27 protein-coding genes are annotated in these 25,307 nt (G+C 35.7%); 20 read left to right on the top strand and 7 right to left on the bottom strand.

Translation table 11 applies throughout. From position 1 onward, the window contains the following. Positions 1 to 584 precede the first annotated feature (584 nt). Genes V7S76_RS05170 through V7S76_RS05140 form a run of 7 tightly spaced genes read left to right on the top strand, consistent with a single transcriptional unit; the run spans position 585 to position 6,718 of the window. Positions 585 to 1,280: a heme exporter protein CcmB gene (locus V7S76_RS05170; RefSeq protein WP_459508993.1), complete on the top strand. Its 696-nt coding sequence runs from the start codon at positions 585 to 587 to the stop codon at positions 1,278 to 1,280. Then, positions 1,268 to 1,948, top strand: coding sequence for a cytochrome c biogenesis protein (locus V7S76_RS05165; protein WP_459508992.1), 681 nt, complete (start codon positions 1,268 to 1,270; stop codon positions 1,946 to 1,948). The genes V7S76_RS05170 and V7S76_RS05165 overlap by 13 nt, the downstream gene beginning before the upstream one ends. After that, complete coding sequence (locus V7S76_RS05160) at positions 1,945 to 2,151, top strand: CcmD family protein (protein WP_459508991.1); 207 nt, start codon at positions 1,945 to 1,947, stop codon at positions 2,149 to 2,151. The genes V7S76_RS05165 and V7S76_RS05160 overlap by 4 nt, the downstream gene beginning before the upstream one ends. Before the next feature lie 6 nt (positions 2,152 to 2,157). Further along, positions 2,158 to 2,601 carry a cytochrome c maturation protein CcmE domain-containing protein gene (locus tag V7S76_RS05155; RefSeq protein WP_459508990.1) on the top strand — a complete coding sequence of 148 codons (444 nt, stop codon included), beginning with the start codon at positions 2,158 to 2,160 and terminating at the stop codon, positions 2,599 to 2,601. Positions 2,602 to 2,603: 2 nt separating this feature from the next. Beyond that, entirely contained in the window at positions 2,604 to 5,156 is a 2,553-nt protein-coding gene (gene ccsA / locus V7S76_RS05150; RefSeq protein ID WP_459508989.1) for a cytochrome c biogenesis protein CcsA, read from the top strand. Positions 5,157 to 5,159: 3 nt separating this feature from the next. After that, positions 5,160 to 5,426: a hypothetical protein gene (locus tag V7S76_RS05145; RefSeq protein ID WP_459508988.1), complete on the top strand. Its 267-nt coding sequence runs from the start codon at positions 5,160 to 5,162 to the stop codon at positions 5,424 to 5,426. Between the two features lie 5 nt (positions 5,427 to 5,431). Then, entirely contained in the window at positions 5,432 to 6,718 is a 1,287-nt protein-coding gene (locus tag V7S76_RS05140) for a hemolysin family protein (RefSeq protein WP_459508987.1), read from the top strand. On the opposite strand, the gene V7S76_RS05135 is transcribed toward V7S76_RS05140, so the two are convergent. Both V7S76_RS05135 and V7S76_RS05130 read right to left on the bottom strand, forming a co-directional pair. Continuing rightward, on the bottom strand, positions 6,699 to 7,841 hold the full coding sequence (locus tag V7S76_RS05135; RefSeq protein ID WP_459508986.1) for a chorismate-binding protein: 1,143 nt from the start codon (positions 7,839 to 7,841) through the stop codon (positions 6,699 to 6,701). The genes V7S76_RS05140 and V7S76_RS05135 overlap by 20 nt on opposite strands. A gap of 7 nt (positions 7,842 to 7,848) precedes the next feature. After that, entirely contained in the window at positions 7,849 to 8,271 is a 423-nt protein-coding gene (locus V7S76_RS05130) for a hotdog fold thioesterase (RefSeq protein ID WP_459508985.1), read from the bottom strand. A 68-nt stretch (positions 8,272 to 8,339) separates the two neighbouring features. Here V7S76_RS05130 and V7S76_RS05125 point away from each other — a divergent pair, with 68 nt between their 5' ends. From V7S76_RS05125 to V7S76_RS05115, 3 genes are read left to right on the top strand one after another with little or no spacing between them, the layout of a single operon-like run. Further along, positions 8,340 to 8,981 carry a histidine phosphatase family protein gene (locus tag V7S76_RS05125; protein WP_459508984.1) on the top strand — a complete coding sequence of 214 codons (642 nt, stop codon included), beginning with the start codon at positions 8,340 to 8,342 and terminating at the stop codon, positions 8,979 to 8,981. Between the two features lie 2 nt (positions 8,982 to 8,983). Then, positions 8,984 to 10,024, top strand: a complete 1,041-nt coding sequence (locus tag V7S76_RS05120; protein WP_459508983.1) for a sensor histidine kinase — start codon at positions 8,984 to 8,986, stop codon at positions 10,022 to 10,024. A 12-nt stretch (positions 10,025 to 10,036) separates the two neighbouring features. Beyond that, positions 10,037 to 10,780: a LytR/AlgR family response regulator transcription factor gene (locus V7S76_RS05115; protein WP_459508982.1), complete on the top strand. Its 744-nt coding sequence runs from the start codon at positions 10,037 to 10,039 to the stop codon at positions 10,778 to 10,780. A gap of 46 nt (positions 10,781 to 10,826) precedes the next feature. Here the strand turns inward: V7S76_RS05115 and V7S76_RS05110 are convergent, their stop codons facing one another. Beyond that, on the bottom strand, positions 10,827 to 11,885 hold the full coding sequence (locus V7S76_RS05110; RefSeq protein WP_459508981.1) for an AI-2E family transporter: 1,059 nt from the start codon (positions 11,883 to 11,885) through the stop codon (positions 10,827 to 10,829). 107 nt (positions 11,886 to 11,992) lie between these two features. Here V7S76_RS05110 and V7S76_RS05105 point away from each other — a divergent pair, with 107 nt between their 5' ends. The 3 genes from V7S76_RS05105 (at position 11,993) to V7S76_RS05095 (ending at position 15,877) form a co-directional block, all read left to right on the top strand. Beyond that, the gene (locus V7S76_RS05105; RefSeq protein ID WP_459508980.1) at positions 11,993 to 12,691 is read left to right on the top strand and encodes a response regulator; all 699 of its coding nucleotides are present in this window, start codon (positions 11,993 to 11,995) and stop codon (positions 12,689 to 12,691) included. A gap of 617 nt (positions 12,692 to 13,308) precedes the next feature. Further along, complete coding sequence (locus V7S76_RS05100) at positions 13,309 to 14,811, top strand: glycoside hydrolase family 10 protein (RefSeq protein WP_459508979.1); 1,503 nt, start codon at positions 13,309 to 13,311, stop codon at positions 14,809 to 14,811. Between the two features lie 10 nt (positions 14,812 to 14,821). After that, a complete protein-coding gene (locus tag V7S76_RS05095; RefSeq protein WP_459508978.1) occupies positions 14,822 to 15,877 on the top strand; it encodes a 2Fe-2S iron-sulfur cluster-binding protein in 1,056 nt (351 codons plus the stop codon). 567 nt (positions 15,878 to 16,444) lie between these two features. Here the strand turns inward: V7S76_RS05095 and V7S76_RS05090 are convergent. Beyond that, positions 16,445 to 16,891 carry a PaaI family thioesterase gene (locus tag V7S76_RS05090; protein WP_459508977.1) on the bottom strand — a complete coding sequence of 149 codons (447 nt, stop codon included), beginning with the start codon at positions 16,889 to 16,891 and terminating at the stop codon, positions 16,445 to 16,447. 27 nt (positions 16,892 to 16,918) lie between these two features. Next, positions 16,919 to 17,338 (bottom strand): DUF2147 domain-containing protein, encoded by a 420-nt coding sequence (locus V7S76_RS05085; RefSeq protein WP_459508976.1) that lies wholly within the window; start codon positions 17,336 to 17,338, stop codon positions 16,919 to 16,921. Positions 17,339 to 17,502: 164 nt separating this feature from the next. Here V7S76_RS05085 and V7S76_RS05080 point away from each other — a divergent pair, with 164 nt between their 5' ends. Genes V7S76_RS05080 through V7S76_RS05070 form a run of 3 tightly spaced genes read left to right on the top strand, consistent with a single transcriptional unit; the run spans position 17,503 to position 19,703 of the window. Next, the gene (locus V7S76_RS05080; RefSeq protein WP_459508975.1) at positions 17,503 to 18,264 is read left to right on the top strand and encodes a phosphosulfolactate synthase; all 762 of its coding nucleotides are present in this window, start codon (positions 17,503 to 17,505) and stop codon (positions 18,262 to 18,264) included. Positions 18,265 to 18,308: 44 nt separating this feature from the next. Beyond that, positions 18,309 to 18,947, top strand: coding sequence for a VTT domain-containing protein (locus V7S76_RS05075; protein ID WP_459508974.1), 639 nt, complete (start codon positions 18,309 to 18,311; stop codon positions 18,945 to 18,947). Further along, a complete protein-coding gene (locus tag V7S76_RS05070; RefSeq protein WP_459508973.1) occupies positions 18,948 to 19,703 on the top strand; it encodes a shikimate dehydrogenase family protein in 756 nt (251 codons plus the stop codon). 147 nt (positions 19,704 to 19,850) lie between these two features. Here V7S76_RS05070 and V7S76_RS05065 read toward each other — a convergent pair whose 3' ends face one another. Continuing rightward, positions 19,851 to 20,354 carry a phosphoribosyltransferase family protein gene (locus V7S76_RS05065; RefSeq protein ID WP_459508972.1) on the bottom strand — a complete coding sequence of 168 codons (504 nt, stop codon included), beginning with the start codon at positions 20,352 to 20,354 and terminating at the stop codon, positions 19,851 to 19,853. Positions 20,355 to 20,454: 100 nt separating this feature from the next. Between V7S76_RS05065 and V7S76_RS05060 the strand changes: the two genes are divergently transcribed. Together V7S76_RS05060 and ruvX are read left to right on the top strand one after the other, a co-directional pair. Next, complete coding sequence (locus tag V7S76_RS05060; protein ID WP_459508971.1) at positions 20,455 to 21,003, top strand: YcxB family protein; 549 nt, start codon at positions 20,455 to 20,457, stop codon at positions 21,001 to 21,003. A gap of 16 nt (positions 21,004 to 21,019) precedes the next feature. After that, complete coding sequence (gene ruvX / locus V7S76_RS05055; protein ID WP_459508970.1) at positions 21,020 to 21,418, top strand: Holliday junction resolvase RuvX; 399 nt, start codon at positions 21,020 to 21,022, stop codon at positions 21,416 to 21,418. 417 nt (positions 21,419 to 21,835) lie between these two features. On the opposite strand, the gene V7S76_RS05050 is transcribed toward ruvX, so the two are convergent. Beyond that, positions 21,836 to 22,663, bottom strand: a complete 828-nt coding sequence (locus tag V7S76_RS05050) for a phytanoyl-CoA dioxygenase family protein (protein WP_459508969.1) — start codon at positions 22,661 to 22,663, stop codon at positions 21,836 to 21,838. A gap of 258 nt (positions 22,664 to 22,921) precedes the next feature. Between V7S76_RS05050 and V7S76_RS05045 the strand changes: the two genes are divergently transcribed. Both V7S76_RS05045 and V7S76_RS05040 read left to right on the top strand, forming a co-directional pair. Beyond that, entirely contained in the window at positions 22,922 to 23,764 is an 843-nt protein-coding gene (locus V7S76_RS05045; RefSeq protein ID WP_459508968.1) for a hypothetical protein, read from the top strand. Between the two features lie 119 nt (positions 23,765 to 23,883). Continuing rightward, on the top strand, positions 23,884 to 25,305 hold the full coding sequence (locus tag V7S76_RS05040; RefSeq protein WP_459508967.1) for a BatD family protein: 1,422 nt from the start codon (positions 23,884 to 23,886) through the stop codon (positions 25,303 to 25,305). Positions 25,306 to 25,307: the final 2 nt, after the last annotated feature.

Raw genomic sequence — 25,307 nt, 5'->3', positions numbered from 1 at the left:
CAAATTAGTTATTAGTGTTTAGTTAATAGTGTTTAGGTATTAATGCGAATTAAGGGTTAAAAACATTGGGATCATTTGTTACAAAAATTTATTTATGGCCAACGCTTAATCCTAACGAAAGATTTGAACGTAGCGGCAAGGCGGTGCTTTGACGATGCGCATGGGATATGTGCGACAGGGTCAAAGAAAATAGCCGAGAGCGGAGTGAAAATCGGTCAGTCAGCTGACTGATTCGTCTTGGATTAAGCTAAAGAAAAAAGTTTTTTTGTTTCTTTTTTTTCAAAAAAAAGAAATACCCTAGAAAAAGAATTAGCCAGCAAATTGCATTTCTGTAAAACGAATAAGGGATTAGCAAATTCAAGTTCGCTTTTAAACATTCGTTTAGAAGAGAACCTAATAATAATTTCAACTCTTAATTCGCATTATTAGTGTTTAGTTTAATTATTAGTGTTTAGTTATTATTTGTTAGTGTTTAGCAATTAGTGTATGACTTTATTAACAAATAACTCATAACTCATAACTAATACCTAAACACTAATAACTAATAACTGTAATCCTTCTATTAAAAGAAATTCTGTTGTAAATTGCACCTTCCTTTAGGAATAGCTCGCATGGTCGTAAATGAAATTGCTGTTTTGGTGAAAAAAGAGATGCAATTAGAATGGCGTCAGAAATATGCTATTCATGGCTTATTACTTTATTTAGCTTCAACCATTTTTGTTTGTTACTTGTCTTTTAAAGCCAAAAATCAGGCGATTAATCCGATCACTTGGAACACCTTATTTTGGATTATCCTATTGTTTACCGCCGTCAATGCTGTCGGCAAAAGCTTTACCCAAGAACCAACTCAAAGAAATATATTTTATTTCACTTTGGTTAGTCCCGAGGCGGTGATCTACTCGAAAATTATTTATAATTCCTTAATATTGCTGTTTATTTCCATGATTGGCTTTGTTTTTTACTCTTGGGTAATGGGAAATCCAGTGGGAAATATGAGTCTTTATTTGATCACTTTGTTGTTAGGGTCCATTGGATTTGCTTCTACTTTATCGCTGGTGGCTGGAATAGCAGCTCAAGGTGAAAATACGGCAACATTAATGGCTGTATTAAGTTTTCCAATCATTATTCCTTTATTACTTTTGTTGTTGAAAATGTCTAAAAGCGCCTTGGATGGAATTTCTATTTCTGAAAATTGGGATGAAATAGCCATATTAGCTTCTTTGGATGTTATTGTAATTGTTTTATCGGGGATTTTATTCCCTTATATATGGAGACATTGAAAAAATATTTCGCACAAATTGCTTGTGTTATTTTATTGTTTTATACCATTTGGGCTGGTTTTAATGCACCTGTTCCTCGTCAACCCATTTTAAATGAGACGGTTCGGAATTTGTATTTCCATGTAACCATGTGGTTCACGATGATATTTTTGTTAGGTACATCGGTGTACCATTCCATTCAATATTTACGTAAGTCGGATTTAGAACATGATCTGATCTCCAATGCCTATGTACAAGTTGGATTGCTATTTGCCATTTTGGGTTTAATTACGGGTAGTATTTGGGCTAAATTCACATGGGGTGCTTGGTGGACAAATGATCCCAAATTGAATTCGGTGGCGATAGGCATGTTGATCTATCTGGCCTATTTATTGGTTAGGTCTTCTATGCCTGATGAGCAGCAAAGGGCAAGAATCTCGAATGTCTACAATATCTTTGCATTCTTTATTTTTATGGTCTTGATTTGGATTTTACCTCGTATGACCGATTCTTTGCACCCTGGAAATGGAGGAAATCCAGGATTTAATTCCATGGATCTCGATAATCGGATGCGAATGGTTTTTTATCCTGCTATTATCGGTTGGACATTATTAGGTTTCTGGATGGCTAAATTGCGCATCCGAGTGAAAAAAATTGAACAAATAATCGAAGAAAAAGAAAACGCATGAAATCTTTCTTATTAATGATTGGATTCGTATTAACAAGCTTTTTGGCGCAAGCACAAGAGGTAGAAATGGCGGATCAATTTCGCCAGGATGGTAAAATATATGTTGTTATCGCGGTGGTTGCCGTTATTTTATCTGGCATTTTTATCTATTTATTCCGCTTAGATGCCAAAATTTCCAAGTTGGAAAAACAACTAAAAAAATAAATTGACATGAAAAAGACACATATAGTTGGACTTATATTAATCGCAGTGGCTATCGGAATTATTCTGACAACTACAGCTGATGTTAGTACGTATGTGGGTTTTGATGAGGCAGAAAAAATTGCTCAAAATGACCCCAATCAAAAAGTCCATGTGGTGGGTAAGTTGAAAAAAGATGAGCAAGGTAAAATTGTGGGGTTGAACTTTAACGCTGCCTTGGATGCCAATCGTTTGGAATTTATTGTTCAGGATAGTTTAGGTAGAGAAAATCAAGTGATTTATTCCGCTCCTAAACCTCAAGATTTTGAAAAATCCGAAAAAATTGTGTTGGTGGGTAACATGAAATCCGACCGAATTTTTTACTGTGATAAGATTTTATTAAAATGCCCTTCTAAATACCAAGAAGGTAAAATTTCAGCAGACTCAAGCGCTTCTTTGCAAGCGAAAAATTAAATATGATACACGAAACAATTGGTTCAGTCGGTCATTTTCTAGTAATCGGATCTTTTATTACAGCTTTGATAGCTACTTTTGCCTATTTTAAAGCAGCTCAAGCTAATAATGATTTATCAGTCAATGAATGGAAATTAAACGCCCGCTTTTTCTTTATTGTCCATTTGATGTTCGTGGTCGGCGTGGCGTCCAGTTTATTTGTAATTATTTACAATCATTATTTCGAATATCATTATGCCTTTACTCATTCATCTTTGGCTTTGCCAACGATGTTTATGATTTCCTGTTATTGGGAAGGTCAAGAAGGTAGTTTTCTGTTGTGGATCTTTTGGCAAGCTATTTTAGGTACGCTATTAATGGTCAGAAATCCCAAATGGGAAGCGCCAGTAATGGCCGTTTTTGCTTTGGTTCAAACATTTTTGACTTCCATGATTTTGGGTGTCATCATTCCATATATCGATTTGAAAATCGGTTCTTCTCCGTTTTTATTATTGCGTGAAGCTCAACCTGATTTGCCAGTATGGAGCATGCAACCCAATTTTATACCCAAAGATGGCCGCGGATTAAATCCATTGTTACAAAATTATTGGATGGTTATTCATCCTCCTACCTTGTTTTTAGGTTTTGCTTTGACCCTAGTTCCATTTGCCTATTTAATTGCCGGTTTATGGAAAAAAGAATTAACCAGTTGGATCAGACCTGCTTTGCCTTGGGCTCTTTTTGGAGCTGGAATTTTAGGAATTGGTATCATGATGGGTGCCTATTGGGCCTATGAAACACTCAATTTTGGAGGATATTGGAATTGGGATCCGGTAGAAAATGCCTCTTTTGTGCCTTGGTTGGTACTTATCGGCGCCATTCATACCATGATTGCTTATCGTAACTCGAGTGCTGCCTTAAAAACCTCTATCATTTTGGTTATTGCTACCTTTATTTTGGTCCTGTATTCGACCTTTTTGAATCGATCTGGAATCTTAGGAAATGCATCTGTGCACTCATTTACCGATTTAGGTTTGTCTGGACAATTGCTCTTATACATGGGCACTTTCTTGTTTGTTGCCATTGGATTGGCCGTTTGGAGATGGAAAGATTTACCTCAAGATGAAAAAGAATTGTCGATTTATTCACGAGAATTTTGGATTTTCATCGGTGCGTCTGTTTTAGGCTTATCGGCCTTCCAATTAACTTTTACTACTTCTATTCCTGTTTACAATAAAATTGCAGAAGCATTTGGCTTAGTATCCAACATTGCTTTACCAGCTGACCAAGCAGAGCATTACAGTAAAATTCAATTGTGGATATTCTTGGCCATTGCTTTGTTAAGCGGAATTGGTCAATTTGTTTGGTGGGGAAAATTAAAGGAATCCACTTCTTGGAAACCTTTAAGCACTTCCGCGATTGTCGCTACTTTATTGGCTGTTGTGATGATCAATGTCGGGAAGATTTATACCCTATCGTATATCGCCTTGTTGTGGAGTAGTTTGTTTGCTTTGATTGCCAATTTTAGCATTCTTTGGTTTTTGATCAAACAAAAATTCAGTTTAACGGGAGGTGCAACTGCTCACGTGGGTTTGGCCGTTATGTTAATTGGTATTTTATTCTCATCTGGATATTCCAAGGTGGTTTCACTAAATCGTTCTGGTTTTGCCATATCCAATAAAGCAGAAGAATTTACCAAAGACAATAACAAAGAAAACAAAGAAAATTTACCACTTTGGATTGGTCAAGGTGCGCAAATGCAGGATTATTTGGTTACCTACAAAGGCCGTAAAATTGAGGTTAGAGGGCAAAAGGGATATTTTAATCGCAAAGATTTTGACATCATTGAAGGTGATTTTCATGCCGTAGCTTTGAAAGATATTACGCGTGATAGTGTGACTATTGCCAAAAAAGGTGACACCCTAACTGTGGAACCTGAAAATACCTATTACGAGTTAGAATTTAAAAACAGCGAAGGCAAATCCGTTTCTTTATTTCCGAGATGGCAGGTGAATCCAAAAATGGGTACTGCAATTTCTCCGGATGTCAAACATGCTTTTTCGCATGACATTTATACCTATGTATCCTTGGATCCGCGTTTAGCAACGGAAGCAGGGGAGGAGAAACAATGGAGTCCTACCACCAATTCAACTGTGAGTATTGGTGATACCTTGTTTTTAAATGATTTTGTGGCGGTTTTAAAAGATGTTGCTCGAGTTACGACATTGGAAAATATTCCATTAGGTCCCAATGATGCAGCCGTTCAAGCCAATTTCCAAGTTCTTGGAAAAAATTATCAACAATATGAATTGAATCCTGTTTTTGTGATCAAGGATGGAATGGTAGGAATGCCTGCCTTTGAAAGTGAAGAAACAGGAATTAAAATTAAGTTCACGTCCATTAATCCCAAAACTCAAGAATTCAGTTTTGCCGTGAATACAACACAACAAGATTTGATTATCATAAAAGCATTGGAAAAACCCTACATAAATTTGGTTTGGATTGGTTCTATTCTGATTTTTATTGGTTTGTTCGTGGCCACGTTTAGATATGTTCAAAAATCACTTAGCGTTTAAATCATGAACAGAAAAGAAGTATTAAGTTTATCAGCAGGAATTGGTTTTTTCATTATTTGGGTCATTGATTTAAATGCCCCGATTCCGGTTAAATATCAAGGTAATTTTTGGTTAGAGTTATTATTTCACTATAATTGGTTGATGTTTTGTATGGCTTGTTTGTTTTATTATCAAATCAGCAGAAACGAACGATTAAAATCCGAAGAAAATACAGCCAACAAGAATATCAAAACTGTGGTTAAAAACCCTAAAAAAAAGTCTAAAAAATAAGTCCCATGGACCACCCCGATAGTATTACCAACATTGAAATATTTGCCATTTTGGCTTCCATGATTTTCTCAGCTTTTTTCTCTGGTGTAGAAATGGCTTTTGTTTCTTCCAATAAATTATACTTTGAACTAAAAGCCAAGCAAGAAATTCTTTCGGCCAAAATAATCTCTAATTTTAATCAACATCCTAGTCGATTTATCGGTACCATGTTAATCGGAAATACCTTGTCTTTAGTGGCTTATGGTATTTTCATGGAGGAATTTTTGCATCATTTAATCATGGCCAATATTCCATTTTTGCAGAATGAAGAAATATTTGCTCGCCTAATCGCCTCTGTGCTGGCTACTATTTTGATTTTAACGACTTCCGAATTTACCCCTAAAAGCATATTTCTAATCAATCCAGATGCCATTTTAGAGTTTTTGTCGATTCCAATTTGGATCATTTATATGTTGATGTTTCCATTGGTATGGGTTACGGTTGGATTATCAAAATGGTTTATTACTAAAGTGTTGAGATTAACTTATTCGGAAGAAAAACCGGCTTTTGGATTGACCGATTTGAATCATTATTTGCAAAATCTAAATCGGAAGATTTCTACCGAAGAGGAGGCAGAAGTGGATACGAAAATATTTCATAATGCTTTGGAATTCAAGCAAGTAAAAGTGCGTGATTGCATGATTCCCCGAACAGAAATTACAGCAATTGATTTGGAAGAAGGGATTGAAGGACTTCAAAAAGTATTTATTGAAAGTGGCCATTCGAAAGTTTTGGTTTTTAAAGAAAATTTAGAAGATGTCATTGGTTATTGCCATTCCTTGGCTTTGTTTAAAAAGCCCAAAGATCTTCAAGCGATTTTAACACCGATTCCCATCGTGCCTGAAGCGATGCCTGCTAATGATTTAATGATTAAGTTTTCCAAAGAAAGAAAATCATTAGCCTTGGTTGTAGACGAGTTTGGGAGTACTTCCGGATTGGTCAGCATGGAGGATGTGATGGAACAAATCTTTGGTGAAATACAAGATGAATACGATGATTCAGAAGATTGGGTGGAAAAGAAATTGGACGATCATACGTATATTTTGTCAGGTCGACATGAAATTGATTATTTGAACGAAAAATACAACTGGAATTTACCTGAAGGCGATTATGAAACGCTTGGTGGAATGTTAATTAGTCTTTATGAAGATATTCCAGGGGTCAATGAAGTTATTTCTCTTCAACCCTTCACATTTCAAATTCTGACAACCAAAGATGCTAGAATTGATACGGTTAAAGTGACTTTTCAATAATTGATCGAACTGTCTCACATTTCATTTCCGTTTCTTGCCATTCCTTTTCTGCATCCGAATCTTCGGTGATTCCACAACCCGCATAATAGGTGGCCAATAAATTTTCGGCTTGTTCCTGTATTTTGACGGTACGTAAATTAACAAACAAATGAATCTCATTTTCGAAATTCACAGGTCCCAAATATCCACTGTACATTTCCCTTGCTTGGGATTCGGATTTTTTAATCCATCGAATAGCCGCTTCTTTGGGTGTGCCACAAACAGCTGAGGTTGGATGCAATAGCGACAACATAATTCCAGGTAAGGAGGGTAAATTGATCGCTTGGGTATCTACCAAATACTCTGTTTTTAAGTGCATTAAATTCCCTGCAATAATGGTCTTGGGACCATTTTCTATGTATTCTCTTAATCGTATTTTCTTGAAACAATCGATGATGTATCGACTGACAAAGGCTTGTTCTTCAATTTCTTTATGAGTCCAACTTGCTTGCTGAACGCTTAAATGTTCTCCCTTATCATTGATTGCCGACTGTGTTCCTGCCAAAGCGATTGTTCTAAAAATGCCATTTTTATCTTGTTCAACCAACGTTTCAGGACTGGCACAAAGCCAAGTTGCATTTAATTTGGGTATAAAAAACGCCGATATAAATGCCTTCGGATAGGCATTACATAATTGACTAAAAGCCTGAATTACTGAAAAATCGTTGGAAAAAGAACTTTGAGAAATTCTTGATAAGACTACTTTTTGAAATTCTCCAGCATTAATTTTTTCGATGGAATCGTTCGCTCTTTGTATAAAAATGGATTTATCCTCTTGTCGATTTATGCGTACGGCATGATGAGATAGGTCTAGCCTTGATGCACTAACATCACCAGTAAATAATTGGTCAGCTTTTAAAAAATAGGGTGAACCTTCAAATGGTGCTGCAATAAAACCCTGACCCATTTCTTCCAAGGCGAGAGAATTAATTTCTTTTCCACCTTGTTGATCAATTAAAAAATTCGTCTCAGTTTGATTAGGCAATCGCCAAAGGGCCATCGCGGAATTTGCCTTCAAAGCATTTTTCCAAGTCTTTTCCCAAGATGAAATTTCAATCGTATGTATTGCGTGGGCGGAATTCATTTTTGGCTTATTTCGATGTCAAAATAGCAACTGTTAATCGGCTGGCGCAAATTAAATTATTCTGTTCATCGTGAATTTTTATATCGTATACATGCATTGTTCTTCCAATTCTCAATGGAGTACAAGTTCCAATGACAAAACCTTCTCTGACGGATTTAAGATGATTGGCATTGATTTCTACACCTACGGCTATTTGCGTTTTGGGATCTTGAACGGCCAATGTAGACGCCACACTTCCCAAAGATTCGGCTAAAACAACAGATGCACCTCCATGTAACAAACCAAAAGGTTGTTTTGTTCGATGATCCACCGGCATTTTGGCTTTTAAGGTCGTTGATGTTAGTTCAATGAATTCAATTCCAAGATGTTCTAACAAATTACCTTTGCTCCAATCATTCAATGACTCAAGGCTTGTAGAAGTATTAAACATATATTTCGTATTTTTGTGCGTAAAATTCGCAATTATTTAGCGATTTCAATCTCATAATTCAATTATTTATGCATTCAATAAAAGACATTTACTTAGTTCGACATGGTGAAACGGATTATAATCGACTAGGGGTGGTGCAAGGAAGTGGTATCGATGCAGATTTGAATGAATTAGGAAGAAAGCAAGCCCAAGCATTTTTTGAGGCCTACCAACATTTGGAATTAGATCGAATATATACTTCTAAACTTCGCAGAACCCATCAATCGGTTGATTCATTTATTCAACGCGGTACAGAATGGGAACAACATGAAGGATTGAATGAAATTTCTTGGGGAAGCAAAGAAGGAAAAGAAGCCAATGATGAGGACAATTTGTACTATAAAAATTTGGTAACAACCTGGCGAGAAGGTAATGTGCATGTTACTTCAGATGAAGGAGAAAGTCCCATAGATGTGCTAAATCGTCAAAAACCTGTTGTGGACTTGATCATTTCAAGATCAGATGAAAAATCGATTTTAATTGCCATGCATGGGCGTGCGATGCGCGTTTTGTTAACACATCTTTTCAATGAGCCATTGCATAAAATGGACCATTTTGCCCATTATAATTTATGTCTGTATCATCTTCGCTACGATTATCAAAAAGCGGCATTTGAATTGGTCGATGCGTGTAATATTGAACATTTAAAGCATTTACCAGAATCCATGTAATCATGAAAAGATCCAAGCTTTACTGGTTATTACAATTGGGCGGTTGGCTTACATGGGTCCTGAATGAAGCACTTTTATACACCAATCAATATGGCTGGAAGTGGGCTTGGGCTATTGCTTCTTTGACCAATATTTTGTTGGCTATTTTATTGACTCACCAATACAAACGAATTACCAAGAAATACCATTGGCAGGATTTGAGCCTTTTTAAAATGCTTCAATGGCATTTTATTTCATTGCTATTCATGTCGGTTTGCATGGCGGGCGTTAACATTCCTTTTGATTACATTTTTCTTCAAGAAAGTTTTGAGGTGGATTTGAGTCCATTTATCATTTTGCAAATTGTCTTTAATTTCATGAAGCCATTGGCCATTTGGCAATTGATTTATTTCTTTTTTCAATATTCGAATAAGAAATTAGAAATGGAACGGGAGAATGATCAATTGGAAAGAGCCATTCAAGAAACAGAAGACAAAGTTTTGAGGGCTCAAATGAACCCCCATTTTGTTTTCAATGCATTGAATAGTATACGGGCATTGATAACAGAGGATCCCCAAAAAGCAAAAAAAGGAATCAATCAGCTATCCAAACTGTTGAGAAGTTCACTTTTGACCGAACGTAAAAAAACGATATCCTTGTCGGAAGAAATGGAAACCATTGCTGATTATTTGGCTTTGGAAAAAATACGATACGAAGAGCGTTTGGAATGGAATTTTCATATTGATCCACTATGTTTGAAATCTCAGGTTCCTCCTATGTTATTACAAACACTTGTCGAAAATGGGATTAAGCATGGCATTTCCAAATCAATGAAAGGTGGTAGTATCTGGATAAATGCTCAAAAAGTAGGAGATGTTATCGAAATTGAAGTAATTAATTCAGGTCATTTGAATGAAAAAAACCATCCAAATTCAGGTGTAGGATTGGTTAACTCGCAAAATCGATTGAAAATTTTGTTTGGTACAACCGCTCAACTAAGTCTATCACCTTTGAACAAAAATCAAGTACAAGCAAAATTGATTTTACCTTACCTTGAAGAATAATTTGAAGATCCTATGAATGCAATTATCGTCGACGATGAGCGATTAGCCAGAAACGAACTAAAACGATTATTAGAGAATTTCCCACATATTCAGGTAGTAGGTGAAGCATCCAATACGGATGAGGCTGGGCCATTGATTGAGGAATTACAGCCCGATGTGTTGTTTTTGGATATTCAAATGCCGGGCAAAACGGGTTTTGAATGGCTAGAAGAATGGGAAGGTTTTTTGCCCGAAGTAATTTTTACTACCGCATTCAATGAATTTGCTTTGAAGGCTTTTGAAGTCAATGCGCTGGATTATTTATTGAAACCCATTGAATTACCTCGATTAAGTGAAAGTATACAAAAATTAGAAAAAAGAGTTCTTCAAGTTCAACGTACTCAAGCTCAAAAAAATGATTCTTCCATTTCCCATGTTTTAGGAGCGCAAGATCAAATATTTGTCAAAGATGGGGAAAGATGTTGGTTTGTCCGACTAGATAAAGTACGCTTATGTGAATCCATGGGCAACTATGTGCGTTTATTTTTTGACGATCAAAAACCATTGGTGCTCAAATCGTTAAATGCTTTAGAAGATCGTTTGGATCCCAAGGTGTTTTTTCGAGCCAACAGAAAACACATCATTAATTTAAATTACATCGAGAAAATTGAGCCTTGGTTTTCAGGTGGTCTACAAGTCACCCTGATTGGTAAAGGTGAAAAAATTGAAATTTCTAGACGTCAATCGATTCGGTTTAAGGAGTTACTTTCGCTGTAGACGTAAGATGTATGATATAAGAAGTAATAAATATAAATCTTACATCTTACGTCTTATTTCTTTTCGGTGCTTCACCCAATAAATAACCGTAGGCTTCTAAAGCAGGGACGTGATCGAAGATCACTTTCATAATGGCTGTTAACGGAATGGCTAGAATTAAACCAGGAATTCCCCAAATCAATTCGCCTATCAATAAAGCAAACATGGCAATCATGGGATTGACACTTACTTTTGAGCCCACGATTAGAGGGGTAATGAAATTAGCTTCGATAAACTGAACCGTAGCTACCCAGGCGATCACCGCTATCGTATGAGAGGGACTCAATGAAATTAGACTCAATAAAATGGGAAATAATGCTCCGATCCAAATTCCAATGTATGGAACTAATAATAATAGGCCGGTCAAAATACCAAAGAATATAGCATAGTCAATTCCAATCCACAAAAAACCAATACAGTTAATTACCGCTACGATTAACATCACAACAAATAGTCCGACCAAATAGCTTTGGACCACTTTTCCTGTTTTTGTCATGATTCCACTCAATATTTTTTCTTCTGTATGCGGAAAAACCTTCCCTAAAAATGAGGAGAAAAAGTTTCGGTAATAAAGAAAGAAAAAAACAAAAATGGGGATTAAAATCATGGTGGTTATGATATGAATCATTGTGCCAAAAGTTGTCGTCAAAATTTCACCTGAATTTTTCAAGAGATTAATCGTTTGATTCGTCAACTCAAGCATTTGTTTTTTTCTAGAAATATTCAGATTTCTGGAAAGAAAAGTTTGCAGGGAGGAAATCCAATTTTCCGTTTTTTTGATAAAATTGGGCCAATCAGAAACAAATTCTACCATTTGAAGAGAAAGTAAGAAAATGATTGTAAAAATGGCAACCATGGTGATTAGTAGGGCAATCCCAATTGAAATGGATCTAGGAATACCTCTTTTTTCTAATTTTGTACAAATTGGTAGAAGTAATAAGGCAAAGATCAAAGCGAAGGAAAGGAGGATCAATAAGTCTTTCAACCAATACATCCCTATGATGACCAAACCAATAGAAATCAACACAGAAGCAAGACGAAGCGAGTAAGGATAATTTGTTGGCATGGTTTTTTATAAAAATAAGCTTTTCTAAATTAGGTAAAAAATTAACAATTTGGTAACATTGAGCTTTCTATATTTGTATCAAGATTTTCATCAGTCATTACAAAATTATGAATCTTCCTTTAAGTTCTTCTAAAATTTTACTCGTAGACGATGATCCAGATATTTTAGAATTATTGGAATACAATTTAGCCAAAGAAAACTATTCACTTCGCAAAGCGAATGATGGACAGGAAGCTTTACAAATTGCCAAAGAATTTTTACCTGCATTGATCATTTTAGATGTGATGATGCCTATTATGGATGGAATTGAAACGGCACGACAATTAAAAACAATACCTGAATTAAAAAATACGCTGATTATTTTCTTGACTGCAAGAGGAGAAGAATATACAGAAGTGGCGGCATTTGATGCTGGCGCACATGATTACATTATAAAGCCCATAAAACCTCGCGCTTTAGTTAGTAGAATCAACGCTATTTTAAAAAGAGATGTTCAATCTGGCTCAGAAGGGGATAGTGACATTGTGGAAATTGGGGGAATTGTTATTAATCGTACCCAATACGCGGCCAACTTTCAAGGGCGTTCTTTAGTGCTTCCCAAAAAAGAATTCGAATTACTTTCTTTCTTTGCCAAAAATCCCAATAAAGTTTTCAATCGCGATGAGTTATTGGAAAAAGTTTGGGGAACCGATGTGTTTGTAGTTGAAAGAACAGTCGATGTCCATATCCGAAAACTTCGTGAGAAAATTCCTGAGAATTATATCAAAACCTTGAAAGGTGTTGGATATATGTTTTCGGTGGATTAATAGTAATTAGTGTTTAGTTATTAATTTACCTATTAATGCGAATTAAGAGTCAAAATATCTGATTTTCATTTCTCTAATACCGCTTTTGGCTTCGTCGCCGCTCAGCCAACGCTATTTCTTTTTTTTCAAGCTCATCAATGAACTTTTGGTTAATCCCAACGAAAGATTTGAACGTAGCGGTAGGCGGAGCTTTGACAATGCGCATGGGCGATGTGCGTCAGGGTCAAAGAAAATAGCCGAGAGCGAAGTGAAAATCGGTCAGCTTGCTGATTCGTCTTGGATTAAATTGAGGTAAATAAGTTTTTTTGTTTCTTTTTTTCTAAAAAAAAGAAATACCAAAGAAAAAAAGAACCAACAATTTGCATTGTTATAATGAAATAGGGTAATCAAAGGTAATTTCTATCTTATTCTAAATTTTAACCTTAACTCGCATTAATACCTTTTACCTATTACCTTTTACCTATTACCTATTACCTATTACCTATTACCTTTTACCTTTTACCTATCATCTATTCCCCTACCAACAACTAATAACTAAACACTAATAACTATAATTTTACCTATCCTACTCACTTTCTAAGCAAAATTTCCGCTTTTCTCAGTAAATTGCCAGCTCAATGAAGAGCGTTCTATATTTTTTACTTTTTCTATTCAGTATTTCTCAGCTTTCTGCTCATGGGCCCAAGAGGGAACTCCGAGGTGTTTGGGTCGCAACCGTGCAAAATATCGATTGGCCATCTGCTAGAAATTACAATGGTTATCAACAAAAAGAAGAATTTATATCTCTATTAAATTCGCATCAACAAACAGGTTTTAATGCCATTTTTGTTCAGGTAAGAACAGCAGCAGATGCTTTTTATGCCAAAAGTTCAGAACCATGGACCAGTTTTTTATCAGGTTTACAAGGTCAAGCGCCTACACCGTACTACGACCCCATGGAATTCATGATTCAAGAAAGTCATGCCAGGGGAATGGAATTTCATGCTTGGTTAAATTTGAACCGTGCGACCATCTCAACCAAATCTTTGTTGAGTTCCGATCATATCGCCAGAAAGCATCCCGAATGGCTTTTGCTTTATAATGGACAACATATTTTGAATTTTGGAATACCTCAGGTACGTAATTACATCAGCGAATTGGTCCGAAATTTGGTCAAAAATTATGACATCGATGGGATCCATTTTGATGATTATTTTTATCCCTATCCCGTCAAAAATGCCAAATTGAATGATGAGAAAACCTATCAAGAATTTAAACTCAATGATGAATCCATCGCGGATTGGAGACGTCGGAATGTTAATTTATTGATCCAACAAATTTCGCAGACCATCAAAGAAACCAAACCGAAACTCAAATTTGGAATTAGTCCATTTGGTATTTGGAAACATCAAAGTATAGCTGATGAAAATGGTTCTCCAACCAAAAATGGCCTGCAATCCTACCACGATTTATTTGCTGACACAGACCTTTGGGTCAAATCCAATTGGGTAGATTATTTAGCTCCTCAATTATATTGGCCTCTGAATCACCGAGTAGCCCCTTTTGAACCTTTGGCGAAATGGTGGGATAGTCATTCTTATCAAAGACCCATTTATGTCGGATATGCTGCTTATCACTTAAATACAACTTGGAATAGTTCAGAATTATCAAAACAATTGGACATTGCTCGTGGTTTAAAAAAAGTCAGTGGTGCCATTTATTTCAGTTCCAAATTATTAACTTCCAATGCCAAAGGTTGGAGAGATACCCTTCGGTCCAATCAGTTTGCTCATGTGGCTTTGGTGCCTCCAATGACTTGGTTAGATAGCATTCCACCTACAGCCCCTCATAAAGTGAGCTTGGCCAAGAAACAAGGGAAATGGCATTTGAAATGGGAGGAAGGCGAGCCAAGTAGTGATGAGGATCCTGCCAGCTATTATGTGGTTTACAGAATAAAAAAAGGCGATTTAGATGCTTTTGAAAAGGCTGAAAATATCATTTACAAAGGAAAATTGAAAGACATAGAAATTGAAAATAAATATGTAGTTAGCGGCCATGGTTTTGCTGTTACCGCCTTGGATCGACTCCATAATGAGTCGAATTCTGGTACCATTCAATGGATAGTCGCAAACGATGAATAATAAATAAAAGATGAAGTATTTGCATTTAACAGTTAAGGAAATTACGGAAGAGACCGAAGATTCGAAAACCTTGCATTTTTGGCATCCGATCCATGATACATTGACCTATTTATCGGGGCAATTTCTGACAGTAATTCCTGTCATTGATGGAGAAAAAGTACGAAGAAGTTATTCTTTTTCCTCTTCACCGAAAACGGATACTTCGCCTGCCATTACGGTTAAACGCATTAAAAATGGTTTGGTTTCCAATTTTCTATGTGATCAAATAAAAGTTGGGGATAGCTTGGAGGTAATGGAACCTATGGGGAATTTTGCCATTGAACCTCATGCAGAAACATCCAATAATTATGTTTTTATCGGTGCCGGATCTGGAATTACACCTTTATTTTCCATGATCAAAACGTTGTTGAAAGCGGAACCAAAATCAAAGATTCATTTGATTTATGGTTCAAGAAATGAAAATCAAATTATTTTCAAATCGGTTTTAGATCAATTGGAGCAACAATACACGGGAAGATTGACGGTATTGCATGTTATTTCTCAGCCTGCAGCCAATTGGCCAGGATTGAAAGGACGTATCAATCAAGCGTCCATTGTTTATTATTTAAAGCAAGAATTGGGCATTCATATTCCAAGCGCCATTTATTACATGTGTGGACCTGAAGGTATGATGAAGGACGTTCAGTCTTCTTTGGGCATGTTTGACGTTCCATTAGAACAAATTCACAAAGAGTTATTTGTGTCCACTGCATCTGAATCCGTGGAAGAAGCGGAAAAGGATGGAAGTTTGCAGGAACAAGAAATCACCTTGATTTACGAAGGAAAGGAACATAAATTGGTGGTAAAACCCCATGAAACCATCCTGGAAGCAGCATTAGAATCCGATTTGGATATTCCTTATTCCTGTCAGGCAGGCATGTGCACCGCTTGTTTAGGTTTGTGTAAAAGCGGTAAAGTTATCATGGACGAAGAAGATGGCTTGACTCCCAATGAAATCAATAAAGGCTATATTCTTACCTGCGTTGCTCACCCGATGAGTGCTGGTGTGGTGATTGATTTGGACTGAGGAAGAGAGAAAACGGGAAGAGTGGAGAGAGAAAAAAGGCTCCTTTTTAGCTATTACCTTTTACCTATTAAAGCGATTTAAGGGTTGAAATTTCCAATTATTAATCTCTTAATTACCGCTTTTAGCTTCAATAGTTCGCCAAGCCCTGTAACCGAGATCAGCGAACGTTATTTATTTTAAGATCTTATAAATGAACTTGCGGTTAATCCGACGAAAGATTTGAGCGAAGCGGTAGGCGGAGCTTTGACAATGCGCATGTGCCATGTGCGCGACAGGGTCAAAGAAAATATCCGAGAGCGAAGCGAAAATCGAGCCGCTTGCGGATTCGTCTTGGATTAAATGAGGTAAATAAGTTTTTTTGTTTCTTTTTTTCTAAAAAAAAGAAATACCAAAGAAAAAAAGAACCAACAAATTGCATTGTTATAATGAAATAGTGAAATCAAAGGTGATTTCTATCTTATTCCAGATTACAACCCTTAATTCGTATTATTACCTATTACCTATTACCTATTACCTATTACCTTTTACCTCTTACCTATTACCTTTTAAAAAAATCTCTCTCTTCCCTTAAGAGAAAGGTATTGATGTTGCAGCTAAGTTGCTGGTTCCTTTCGCTAAAATTTTACCTTCCGCATTGTACATTTTTGCTTCTACATTAGCGATTTTTTTGCCTACACGGAAGACTTCTGAAATTACCTTGACTTTTTCGCCGGGCTTTGCGCCAAAAAGGAAATCGACCGTCAAGTTGATTGTCACATATAAATGTTGAATTTCCACGGTAATCAATGTCATGCCCATAATTTCATCCAACATAGTGGAGATAATACCTCCATGTAAAATTCCTGCATGGTTACATTGATCTTCCCGAACTTCGAATTCCACAGTTATTGAACCCATAGAGGCGGAAATCAAGGTGCCATCCAACCACTTGGATACTGGGTTAGGATTGCCATCAGCAATTTTTCTATTTAAATGTTGATTTAAATAGCCAAGAATTTTCTCATTGGGTTTCATATATATCTACTTAGGGAATTAGTTACTTTAGGATCTCGTCCAAGTGCTGGTTCTACCAAACATGGAAATTCCAATATATCCTCGAATGTCCAAGGTTTTATTGTTGTCTTTTATTTTTAGAATGCAATCATAGGTTTTACCTGAATTAGGGTCGTAAATAGTGCCTTTTTCCCAAGATTTACCTGTAAACTTGAAATTTTTCAAAATGACAGTTCCAATCAATTCCTTATTTCTTGCACTAGGGTCTGGATTATTGGAATCTTTTCTGCCAGGTGTTTTGCCACCGGAAATTTTGCCATAATACATGTCTCCTTGCTTGTAAATGGTTACTTTTCCTTCGTGATTCTCGGTATGCCATTCTCCAACAATGACATCTGCGTTATTGTCTGCAAAAGCGTTGAATGATAAGGTAATGAGTGTAATGAATAAGAATGTAAGTTTTTTCATTGTTGTTGATTTTTGAGTGAACAAATATACAAAATGATTATTCGAATTTTCAAATATGTAAATTGGATTCTTCTTAGTTTGGCTCAATCAGATGTAATGCTTATTTTTGTCATAAATTTTGCTTGCCGAAACAATTCACTAACAGACAATTCTTTCAATATAATATGAATTATAATTTAAATCAAATCCCAGATCGTACGGATAAACCACGCCAAAAGGGTTTAACTATGGTAATGGATAAAGGCTTGAGCCTTCGCCAAGTAGAGGATTTCTTGGAAATGGGTGGTGCTTATACCGATATTGTCAAATTAGGATGGGCAACTTCTTATGTTACATCGAATTTGAAAGAAAAATTAGCTTTATATAAATCTGCTGGGATTCCTGTTTATTTCGGAGGTACATTGTTTGAGGCATTTTATATTCGTGGACAATTTGATGAATATCGTCGAGTATTGGATCAATATGGAATGGAATATGCGGAAATTTCAGATGGTTCTGTGGAAATGGATTCAGAGGTGAAATGCGAATTTATTCGTACCCTATCTCAACAAGTAACTGTACTTTCTGAAGTGGGTTCAAAGGATGAGGCTAAAATTATTCCTCCTTACAAGTGGATAAAATTGATGCGCATGGAGTTGGAAGCGGGTGCTTGGAAAGTAATTGGAGAGGCTCGCGAAGGTGGTAATGTGGGGTTGTTCCGTTCTTCCGGTGAGGTTCGTCAAGGTTTGGTAGAAGAAATTTTAACTGAAATTCCAGAAGAAAAAATCATATGGGAGGCTCCTCAAAAATCGCAACAAGTATGGTTTGTCAAATTAGTAGGTGCCAATGTGAATGTTGGAAATATTGCTCCCAACGAAGTTATTTCATTGGAAACCATTCGATTAGGTTTAAGAGGTGATACATTTGATCATTTTTTAGATAAATAAATTATTCCAAACCCTAGTTCGCTAGGGTTTTTTCTTTTCTTCCTATGCTACAATTATTATTCGACTTATTAAAAGATCCGCTTCAGTTTTTGACCACGTTTATTTCCGAACATGGATCTCTCACCTACGCTTTATTGTTTGCCATTGTTTTCGTAGAAACTGGTTTAGTTGTAATGCCTTTATTGCCGGGTGATTCCCTTTTGTTTTCCGTTGGATTATTAGCTGCTGCTAGTGGTCAAATTGAAGTAACAACCGTGATACCCATGTTGATTTTAGCAGCTCTTTTAGGTGACCAAGTCAACTATTTTTTAGGTCGAAATTTTAGTAATTGGATCAGAGAAAAGGATCAGATTTTGTTCTTAAAGCGTTCTCATATCGACGAAACAGAAGCCTTTTATCAAAAATATGGACCAAAGACCGTAATTATCGCCCGTTTTGTTCCGATCATTCGTACTGTGGCTCCTTTTGTGGCGGGTGCGGGCAGAATGTCTTATTCGGTATATCTATTATTTGGATTTTTAGGGGCAGTGCTTTGGGTGACGAGCATCACGTTAGCGGGTTATTTTTTAGGTGACAATGAGTGGGTGAAAACTAATTTTGAGAAGGTTGTTCTCGGAATTGTGGCTGTGTCTGTTTTACCTATTCTCGTGGGAATTATTAAACAAAAATTTTCAAACAAATAAATGGCAGTTTCCTCGCTTTTTGGATTAATTGGGTATCCTTTGGGTCATTCCTTTTCGAAAAAATATTTTACTGAGAAGTTTCAAGTCTTAGGTTTGAGCGAAACCCATGCGTATGAACAATTTGAACTTTCTTCCATTGATTTTTTGCCCGAATTATTGCAAAATCATCAGGGGACTCTGAAAGGTTTAAACGTTACAATCCCTTATAAACAAGCTGTAATACCATTTTTGGATGAAATTGATGAGGCTGCTGCTAAAATAGGTGCTGTCAATACCATCAAAATTTTTCCCAACGGGAAGACAAAGGGATTTAATTCGGATTATTGGGGATTTCGATCCACCATCGAAAAATGGGATGCCTTTCCAAATTTTAAAAATAAAAAAGCTTTGGTGTTGGGTCAAGGTGGTGCTGCAAAAGCTATCATAACCGCTTTGGAAGATTTACAAATAGAGGTGATTAAAGTCTCAAGAACAGTATCTGTTGAAAACATCACTTATGCCGATTTGGAAGAGCAGGTGGAGGATTTTGGTTTAGTTGTTAATACGACACCTTTAGGGATGTATCCCAATACTGAAACGTTTCCTCCTTTGCCTTATTACAAATTAAGTGCTCAACATTTTTTTTACGATATTGTATATAATCCTCTTCAAACAACTTTTTTGAAAAAAGGCTTAGAACATCACATTGGCGGAATTCACGAAGGTCTCGAAATGCTTCATGGACAAGCGGATAAAGCTTGGGAAATCTGGAATTAGGTAAATAGGTAATAGGTAAAAGGTAATAGGTAATAGGTAAAAGGTAAAATAGGTAAGAGGTAATAGGTAAAAGGTAATAGGTAATAGGTAATAGGAGTCTTTTCCTTTTTTCTCTCTCCTCTTTTCTCTCTTCTCTCTTCTCTCTTCTTACTTCAAATACACCCCCATTTTTGACTCATCAGAGATAATTACTTCTACGTGTTCTGAAAGCATGGTGGATAGTTCATATCCTATGTAATCGGCGGATATAGGGAACTTACGATAGTTTCGGTCAACAATGACGGCTACTTGGATTTTTTTGACATGTATACTTAAAAATGGAGCCAAACTATAAGAAAATGTGCGGCCCGTATTTAGTACATCATCCACCACAATGATTACTTTTCCTTCAAAAATGCTCGGATCACAGTCGAATTTCACAGGACTTTCGTAAGGAATTTCTTTATTTAGATGCAAGGCAATGGGTAATGCTTTGATGGAAGAAATGGTTTCTAGATTTTCCCCAATCAATTTAGCCAAGGAAAAACCTTCCCCAATAATGCCCGCAATGATGATTTCTTTCTCCTCAAAGTTGTTTTCATAAATTTGAAAAGCAATTCGACGAATCTTTTGTAAAAGCGCTGGGCCGTCTAATAATTGTTTTGCAGACATAATATTATAAGTATTCGTTCAAAATAGAAGTCTAAAATTACCAAAAAGTATCCAATTTTTGTACCTTTGCGCGGTATTAAGCTTATTAAATCATACGAATATGGCCAAAAGTTACGGAGCACAGCAACGTCAAGTTCAACAAGTTCCTTCTAATCCGCTTGCAATCAAGACAAAAAAATATGCGATTGAAAAGAATAAGTACATTGCCTTATGCATGCGCCAATTATTTTCCAATCAATGGAAATGGGCTTTTTTACCATTAGCCTTGGTCTTGGTCAATGTGGCATTGAACCTTACAGGTACATATAAAAATTATTGGATCTACATTTTTTTAGCGGTCGGTGTAGTGGGATATATTTTGTTTTGGTTGATTCAATTTACCGGAATTACTCAATTGGCCCAATACAAACAACTTTTTGATAAATACAGATATGAAATTGATTCTCGTCAAATTTTCATGAAATTATCTGATAAAGAAGGAGGAATGATTAAGTGGGATATGGTGCCAGAAGTTTACAAAGACAAAGAAGCCTATGTATTAATGATGGGTAAGTACCAATTTATTTATTTGCCTTTCGCCGTTTTCAATAACGACAATGATAAAAAATTAATGGATAAAATTTTGCGCGATAAAGGTTATATCAAATAATCGGATGGGTCGCATCATGGCAATTGATTATGGTTTGAAAAGAACGGGGATCGCGGTAACGGATCCCCTTCAAATAATTGCCAATGGTTTGGAAACCGTTCCATCGCATACCTTATTGAAATTTTTGGAAGACTATTTTGCCAAAGAGCAAGTGGATGATATTGTCATCGGAATGCCCAAAAATTTAGAAAATCAAGATACAGATTCTACCCAAGCTGTCCGAAATTTTGTCAAAGCATTCGAAAAGAAATTCCCAACTAGAAAACTGATTCTTCACGACGAACGATTCACTTCCTACATGGCCATGCAGTCGATGATAGCAGGTGGAATGTCTAAAAAAGACCGTCGTGTGAAAGGAACTGTCGATCGCGTTTCCGCTACAATTATTTTACAATCGTATATGGAAGGGAAATAGTTATTAGTTATTAATGCGAATTAAGAGTTGAAATTTCCAATTATTAATCTCTTCCTTTACCGCTTTTGGCTTCGATACTTCGGAAAGCTCAGTAACCGAGCTCAGTTAACACTATTTATTCTTTTCAGGACTTATAATTGAAATTGCGGTTAATCCGACGAAAGATTTGAACGAAGCCTAATAAATTATGAGGTATGAATTTAAAATAACATATCATAATTCATACTTCATAATCCATAATTCATTTAGATTCGTCTTGGATTAACTGGCAGAAAATGAGTTTTTTTGTTTCTTTTTTAAAAAAAAAGAAATGCCATGAATAATAAATTAACCAATAGATTGCAATGCAATATGGAATGTTGAGGTATTAATGAATATTTTAACTCTTAATTTCCATTAAACACTAATAACTAAAAACTACTTCGTTACTACCTTCGCGAATCGATGATAAAAAGGCGTTTTGCTATTTTCAGATTTAGGCTTGTATTTACCAGTGATAATCGGCACATACATCACTCTTCTTCTTGATTTTTCACCAAAGTTCGGAGAAACCTCTACACGATGCCATAAACGACCGTCGTGAATGGTTAAATCACCTTTGTCAATTTCAAAGGCAGCTTCTCTCGGATCTGGACGATGATCGATGAATTGTTTTTTGCCAAAAAGTAATTTTAACATACTTTGATTTTGTGTGCCTGGCAAAACTCTCAAACCTCCGTTGGACGAAGGGCAATTATCTAAATGTATTCCTACGTTCAACATAGGAAGAATTTTTTGACCTAAAAATAAATCTCTTGGGCTATCCGTGTGCCATCCCATTTGAGAAAATTTAGAATTAGGTTGATTGATATAATGATTGAAAACTAAACCGTCTTTTTCATCTTCTCCTACACGACCATCGTACGGGCCAAGCAAATCAATCAGAATTTTAAGTCTTGGATCTTTTAAAAATTCATCTAAAACGGTACTGTATTTGTTCGTGAAACACATGCGTTGAATCATGTCATTTCCTTCTGCATCTTTTCCAAATTTCAACGGAATTCCATTGATTTTTTCTATTTTTTCATCCAACCATTTTCTTTCAATCTTCGCTAATTCAGATATAAATAAATCTGCCGTATCTGGTTCAATGAATTTTTTAAATTGAATCACACCATACTTTTGGAAATAGTCCTTTTGTTCTTCAGTTAGCTGTGCGCCCAAAGTAAAAGTTTTGTATTCGAATTTAGATGTTGACTTTCTCATAAATGGCTGCCGTTTTTCAAGGCTTTTGTTTCAAAAAAATAAATTTTATTAGTGTTCAGTTTTAAATGACTTGCAATTTAAAGCTTTGTTCTTGAATTATATTAATCTAAATTTAATTTTATGATAAAAATCATTTTTTTATTCCAAATAACTGAACAAAAATCGCCAAATTTGCAGCCTATAAATTCATTGTAATACGTTCATGCATTGTTTTTATCAAATTTTAATACACTCATTCGTACCATTGTTTTAGAAACTATGCCTAAGTTCTTTTTAGTAATATTCTTAGTTTTCCCTTTTCTAGTACCCGCTCAAAATACGGCTAAAATTCATAAAAAAGGTAGTTTTTATGTGCATTGGGGCTACAATCGCTCCACTTATACTAATTCGGATATTCGCTTTGCAGGTCCCGGTTACGACTTTACCTTATCCAAAGTACAAGCAACCGATATGCCAACTCCTTTTGATGGATTTACTACTTATTTCAATCCATCTCTATTTTCAATTCCTCAATTTAATTTCCATGGAGGATATTTTATCAAAGATAATTTGTCTATTTCCATTGGTTGGGATCACATGAAATATGTGATGGTTCCTGATCAAGATTCTCATATCTCAGGTTTTATCTCGAACCAAGTTTCCAACCCTGCTTTTTCCGTGAATCCCGTATATGCCAAACAATATTCTCCTGAAACGCCTTTTAATATTAGCTCCACCGATTTTTTGCAATTTGAACATACAGATGGTTTTAATTATGCTTCTGTTGATTTAGAACATTATCAACAACTTTGGAAAGCTAAGAAGGGATATTTTCAACTTGATTGGATTAATGGTGCAGGTCTTGGACTTATGGTGCCAAGATCAGATGTTCGTTTATTTACAATTGGCAAAAATAATTTATGGAATGTTGCTGGGGCAGGGGCTTCTTTGAAAACGGGCCTTCGCTTGAATTTAACTAAGTTGTTGTTTATTGAAACTACTGTCAAAGGAGGTTATACTAACCTTTGGGATATTCGTACCACTGGTCGTTCAGTCGATCACGCCGAACAAGCTATTTGGTTTGGCGAGTTTTATGGCGCTTTGGGATTTAATATTCATTGATTTTGCGAATTAAGAGTTGAAATAGTCGATTTTTTAACCCTTGATTCGCATTCATAATCCATCCCTCATTATCCATAATTTATACCTCATAATTCATGACTAATAACTAAATTGCGGAGATGTTTACTAGGATAGTATTTTTCTTTGTCAGTTTCTTAGGCATGTTGTCATTGAACCAAAGTTTAATGGCTCAATCACGTCCTGAAATTTCTGTGCAAATTGAATCAAAAAATATTAGTACCGAAGAGGATTTAGTCATTTCATTGAGTAGTGCTGTCGTAGCTAATTCAAACGAAGCCAATAGTTTTAAATTTCCCGAAATTAATTTTTTTACCAAAATTGGTATTAGTAGAAGTAAATCGTCTAATTACATCAATGGGCAATTAGTTAATTCGTTTACCTATTCGCAGCATTATAAGGCATCGAATCCGGGAATTTTTGCCATATCAGCTTTGGAATTTATCTATAACCAACAAGCAGTCAAGTTGGAGGCATTTACTGTAGTGGTTACTCGAGGAATCAATATTCCAAAATTGGAAGAAAACCTTGATTTAAGTAATTTACCCAAAGATGTTAAGGCAACCAACAAGCCTTTTTTATTGGTTTCTTCCACCAATTATCGCCCCTTTGTCGGACAAGGATTTACTCTTAAATTTTCTCTTTTTATTCCCGAAAACAACACAGATGTTTTGAATTTTGATCGAAACGATGTTCAAATACCCTTGTTGACCCAAAAAATAAAACCCGTCAATTGTTGGCAAGAAAATTTTGAATTAGCAGAAGAACAAGTTGTTTCGGTAGAGTTGAACAAGAAAAAATACACTGAATATCGTTTTTTTCAATCGACTTATTTTGCTTTAGATACCTCGCCGATTTCAATTCCGAGTCTAAGCTTACGGCTATTGAAAACCATTTCGGGCGGATCAGAGGTTCAAAAACAAAATGTTTTTTTTGTTTCTCCAGCAGTTGTCATTCGGCCAAAACCTTTGCCGGATAAATCCTTAGCCAATATTCCTGTAGGAGTTTTTGATTTAAAGGAATCAGTTAGTCAAATAAATGTTCGAACAGGACAAAAACTAATTTATAAAGCTAGTTTGGTAGGAGATGGGAATAGTATTCTTTGGGAAAAACAGAAATTGGATTCTGATTTTTTTATCGATTTTCAACAATTGAGTTCATCAACAACCGTTTTTCCTTTTAAAGATCAAATGTTTGGAGATAATTCTCAAAAAATACAAATTATTCCTAAACAACCAGGTAAATTTGCATTGAAAAAATATTTCAATTGGGTCTATTTTAATACCAAAACCGAGAAGCTTGATACTTTGTATTCAGATTTGGTTTTACAAGTAGTAGGTAAACCATCTGATCTAAATTTGAATACCCAAGACGAAGTTTCGGAGATTTACAAGGGATTAGAACTGACCAACAGCTTTGATTTATCTTGGAATCGTTGGGTTAATTGGCGACAAATCGTCAATTTTATTATATTTTTGTTATTCATGGTGGTTGTTTTTGTAATGTGGAAAACGCCAAAATAAGA

The sequence above is a fragment of the Aquirufa sp. ROCK2-A2 genome (assembly GCF_054558485.1).
The sequence above is the reverse complement of the archived record's forward strand: the minus strand, read 5'-3'. Positions and strand labels throughout refer to the sequence as shown.

Bases quoted from the DNA above. Each gene is read 5' to 3' on its own strand.
- V7S76_RS05165 (WP_459508992.1), top strand. From the start codon at position 1,268: ATGGAGACATTGAAAAAATATTTCGCACAAATTGCTTGTGTTATTTTA.
- V7S76_RS05160 (WP_459508991.1), top strand. From the start codon at position 1,945: ATGAAATCTTTCTTATTAATGATTGGATTCGTATTAACAAGCTTTTTG.
- V7S76_RS05155 (WP_459508990.1), top strand. From the start codon at position 2,158: ATGAAAAAGACACATATAGTTGGACTTATATTAATCGCAGTGGCTATC.
- ccsA (WP_459508989.1), top strand. From the start codon at position 2,604: ATGATACACGAAACAATTGGTTCAGTCGGTCATTTTCTAGTAATCGGA.
- V7S76_RS05145 (WP_459508988.1), top strand. From the start codon at position 5,160: ATGAACAGAAAAGAAGTATTAAGTTTATCAGCAGGAATTGGTTTTTTC.
- V7S76_RS05140 (WP_459508987.1), top strand. From the start codon at position 5,432: ATGGACCACCCCGATAGTATTACCAACATTGAAATATTTGCCATTTTG.
- V7S76_RS05135 (WP_459508986.1), bottom strand. From the start codon at position 7,841: ATGAATTCCGCCCACGCAATACATACGATTGAAATTTCATCTTGGGAA.
- V7S76_RS05130 (WP_459508985.1), bottom strand. From the start codon at position 8,271: ATGTTTAATACTTCTACAAGCCTTGAGTCATTGAATGATTGGAGCAAA.
- V7S76_RS05125 (WP_459508984.1), top strand. From the start codon at position 8,340: ATGCATTCAATAAAAGACATTTACTTAGTTCGACATGGTGAAACGGAT.
- V7S76_RS05120 (WP_459508983.1), top strand. From the start codon at position 8,984: ATGAAAAGATCCAAGCTTTACTGGTTATTACAATTGGGCGGTTGGCTT.
- V7S76_RS05115 (WP_459508982.1), top strand. From the start codon at position 10,037: ATGAATGCAATTATCGTCGACGATGAGCGATTAGCCAGAAACGAACTA.
- V7S76_RS05110 (WP_459508981.1), bottom strand. From the start codon at position 11,885: ATGCCAACAAATTATCCTTACTCGCTTCGTCTTGCTTCTGTGTTGATT.
- V7S76_RS05105 (WP_459508980.1), top strand. From the start codon at position 11,993: ATGAATCTTCCTTTAAGTTCTTCTAAAATTTTACTCGTAGACGATGAT.
- V7S76_RS05100 (WP_459508979.1), top strand. From the start codon at position 13,309: ATGAAGAGCGTTCTATATTTTTTACTTTTTCTATTCAGTATTTCTCAG.
- V7S76_RS05095 (WP_459508978.1), top strand. From the start codon at position 14,822: ATGAAGTATTTGCATTTAACAGTTAAGGAAATTACGGAAGAGACCGAA.
- V7S76_RS05090 (WP_459508977.1), bottom strand. From the start codon at position 16,891: ATGAAACCCAATGAGAAAATTCTTGGCTATTTAAATCAACATTTAAAT.
- V7S76_RS05085 (WP_459508976.1), bottom strand. From the start codon at position 17,338: ATGAAAAAACTTACATTCTTATTCATTACACTCATTACCTTATCATTC.
- V7S76_RS05080 (WP_459508975.1), top strand. From the start codon at position 17,503: ATGAATTATAATTTAAATCAAATCCCAGATCGTACGGATAAACCACGC.
- V7S76_RS05075 (WP_459508974.1), top strand. From the start codon at position 18,309: ATGCTACAATTATTATTCGACTTATTAAAAGATCCGCTTCAGTTTTTG.
- V7S76_RS05070 (WP_459508973.1), top strand. From the start codon at position 18,948: ATGGCAGTTTCCTCGCTTTTTGGATTAATTGGGTATCCTTTGGGTCAT.
- V7S76_RS05065 (WP_459508972.1), bottom strand. From the start codon at position 20,354: ATGTCTGCAAAACAATTATTAGACGGCCCAGCGCTTTTACAAAAGATT.
- V7S76_RS05060 (WP_459508971.1), top strand. From the start codon at position 20,455: ATGGCCAAAAGTTACGGAGCACAGCAACGTCAAGTTCAACAAGTTCCT.
- ruvX (WP_459508970.1), top strand. From the start codon at position 21,020: ATGGCAATTGATTATGGTTTGAAAAGAACGGGGATCGCGGTAACGGAT.
- V7S76_RS05050 (WP_459508969.1), bottom strand. From the start codon at position 22,663: ATGAGAAAGTCAACATCTAAATTCGAATACAAAACTTTTACTTTGGGC.
- V7S76_RS05045 (WP_459508968.1), top strand. From the start codon at position 22,922: ATGCCTAAGTTCTTTTTAGTAATATTCTTAGTTTTCCCTTTTCTAGTA.
- V7S76_RS05040 (WP_459508967.1), top strand. From the start codon at position 23,884: ATGTTTACTAGGATAGTATTTTTCTTTGTCAGTTTCTTAGGCATGTTG.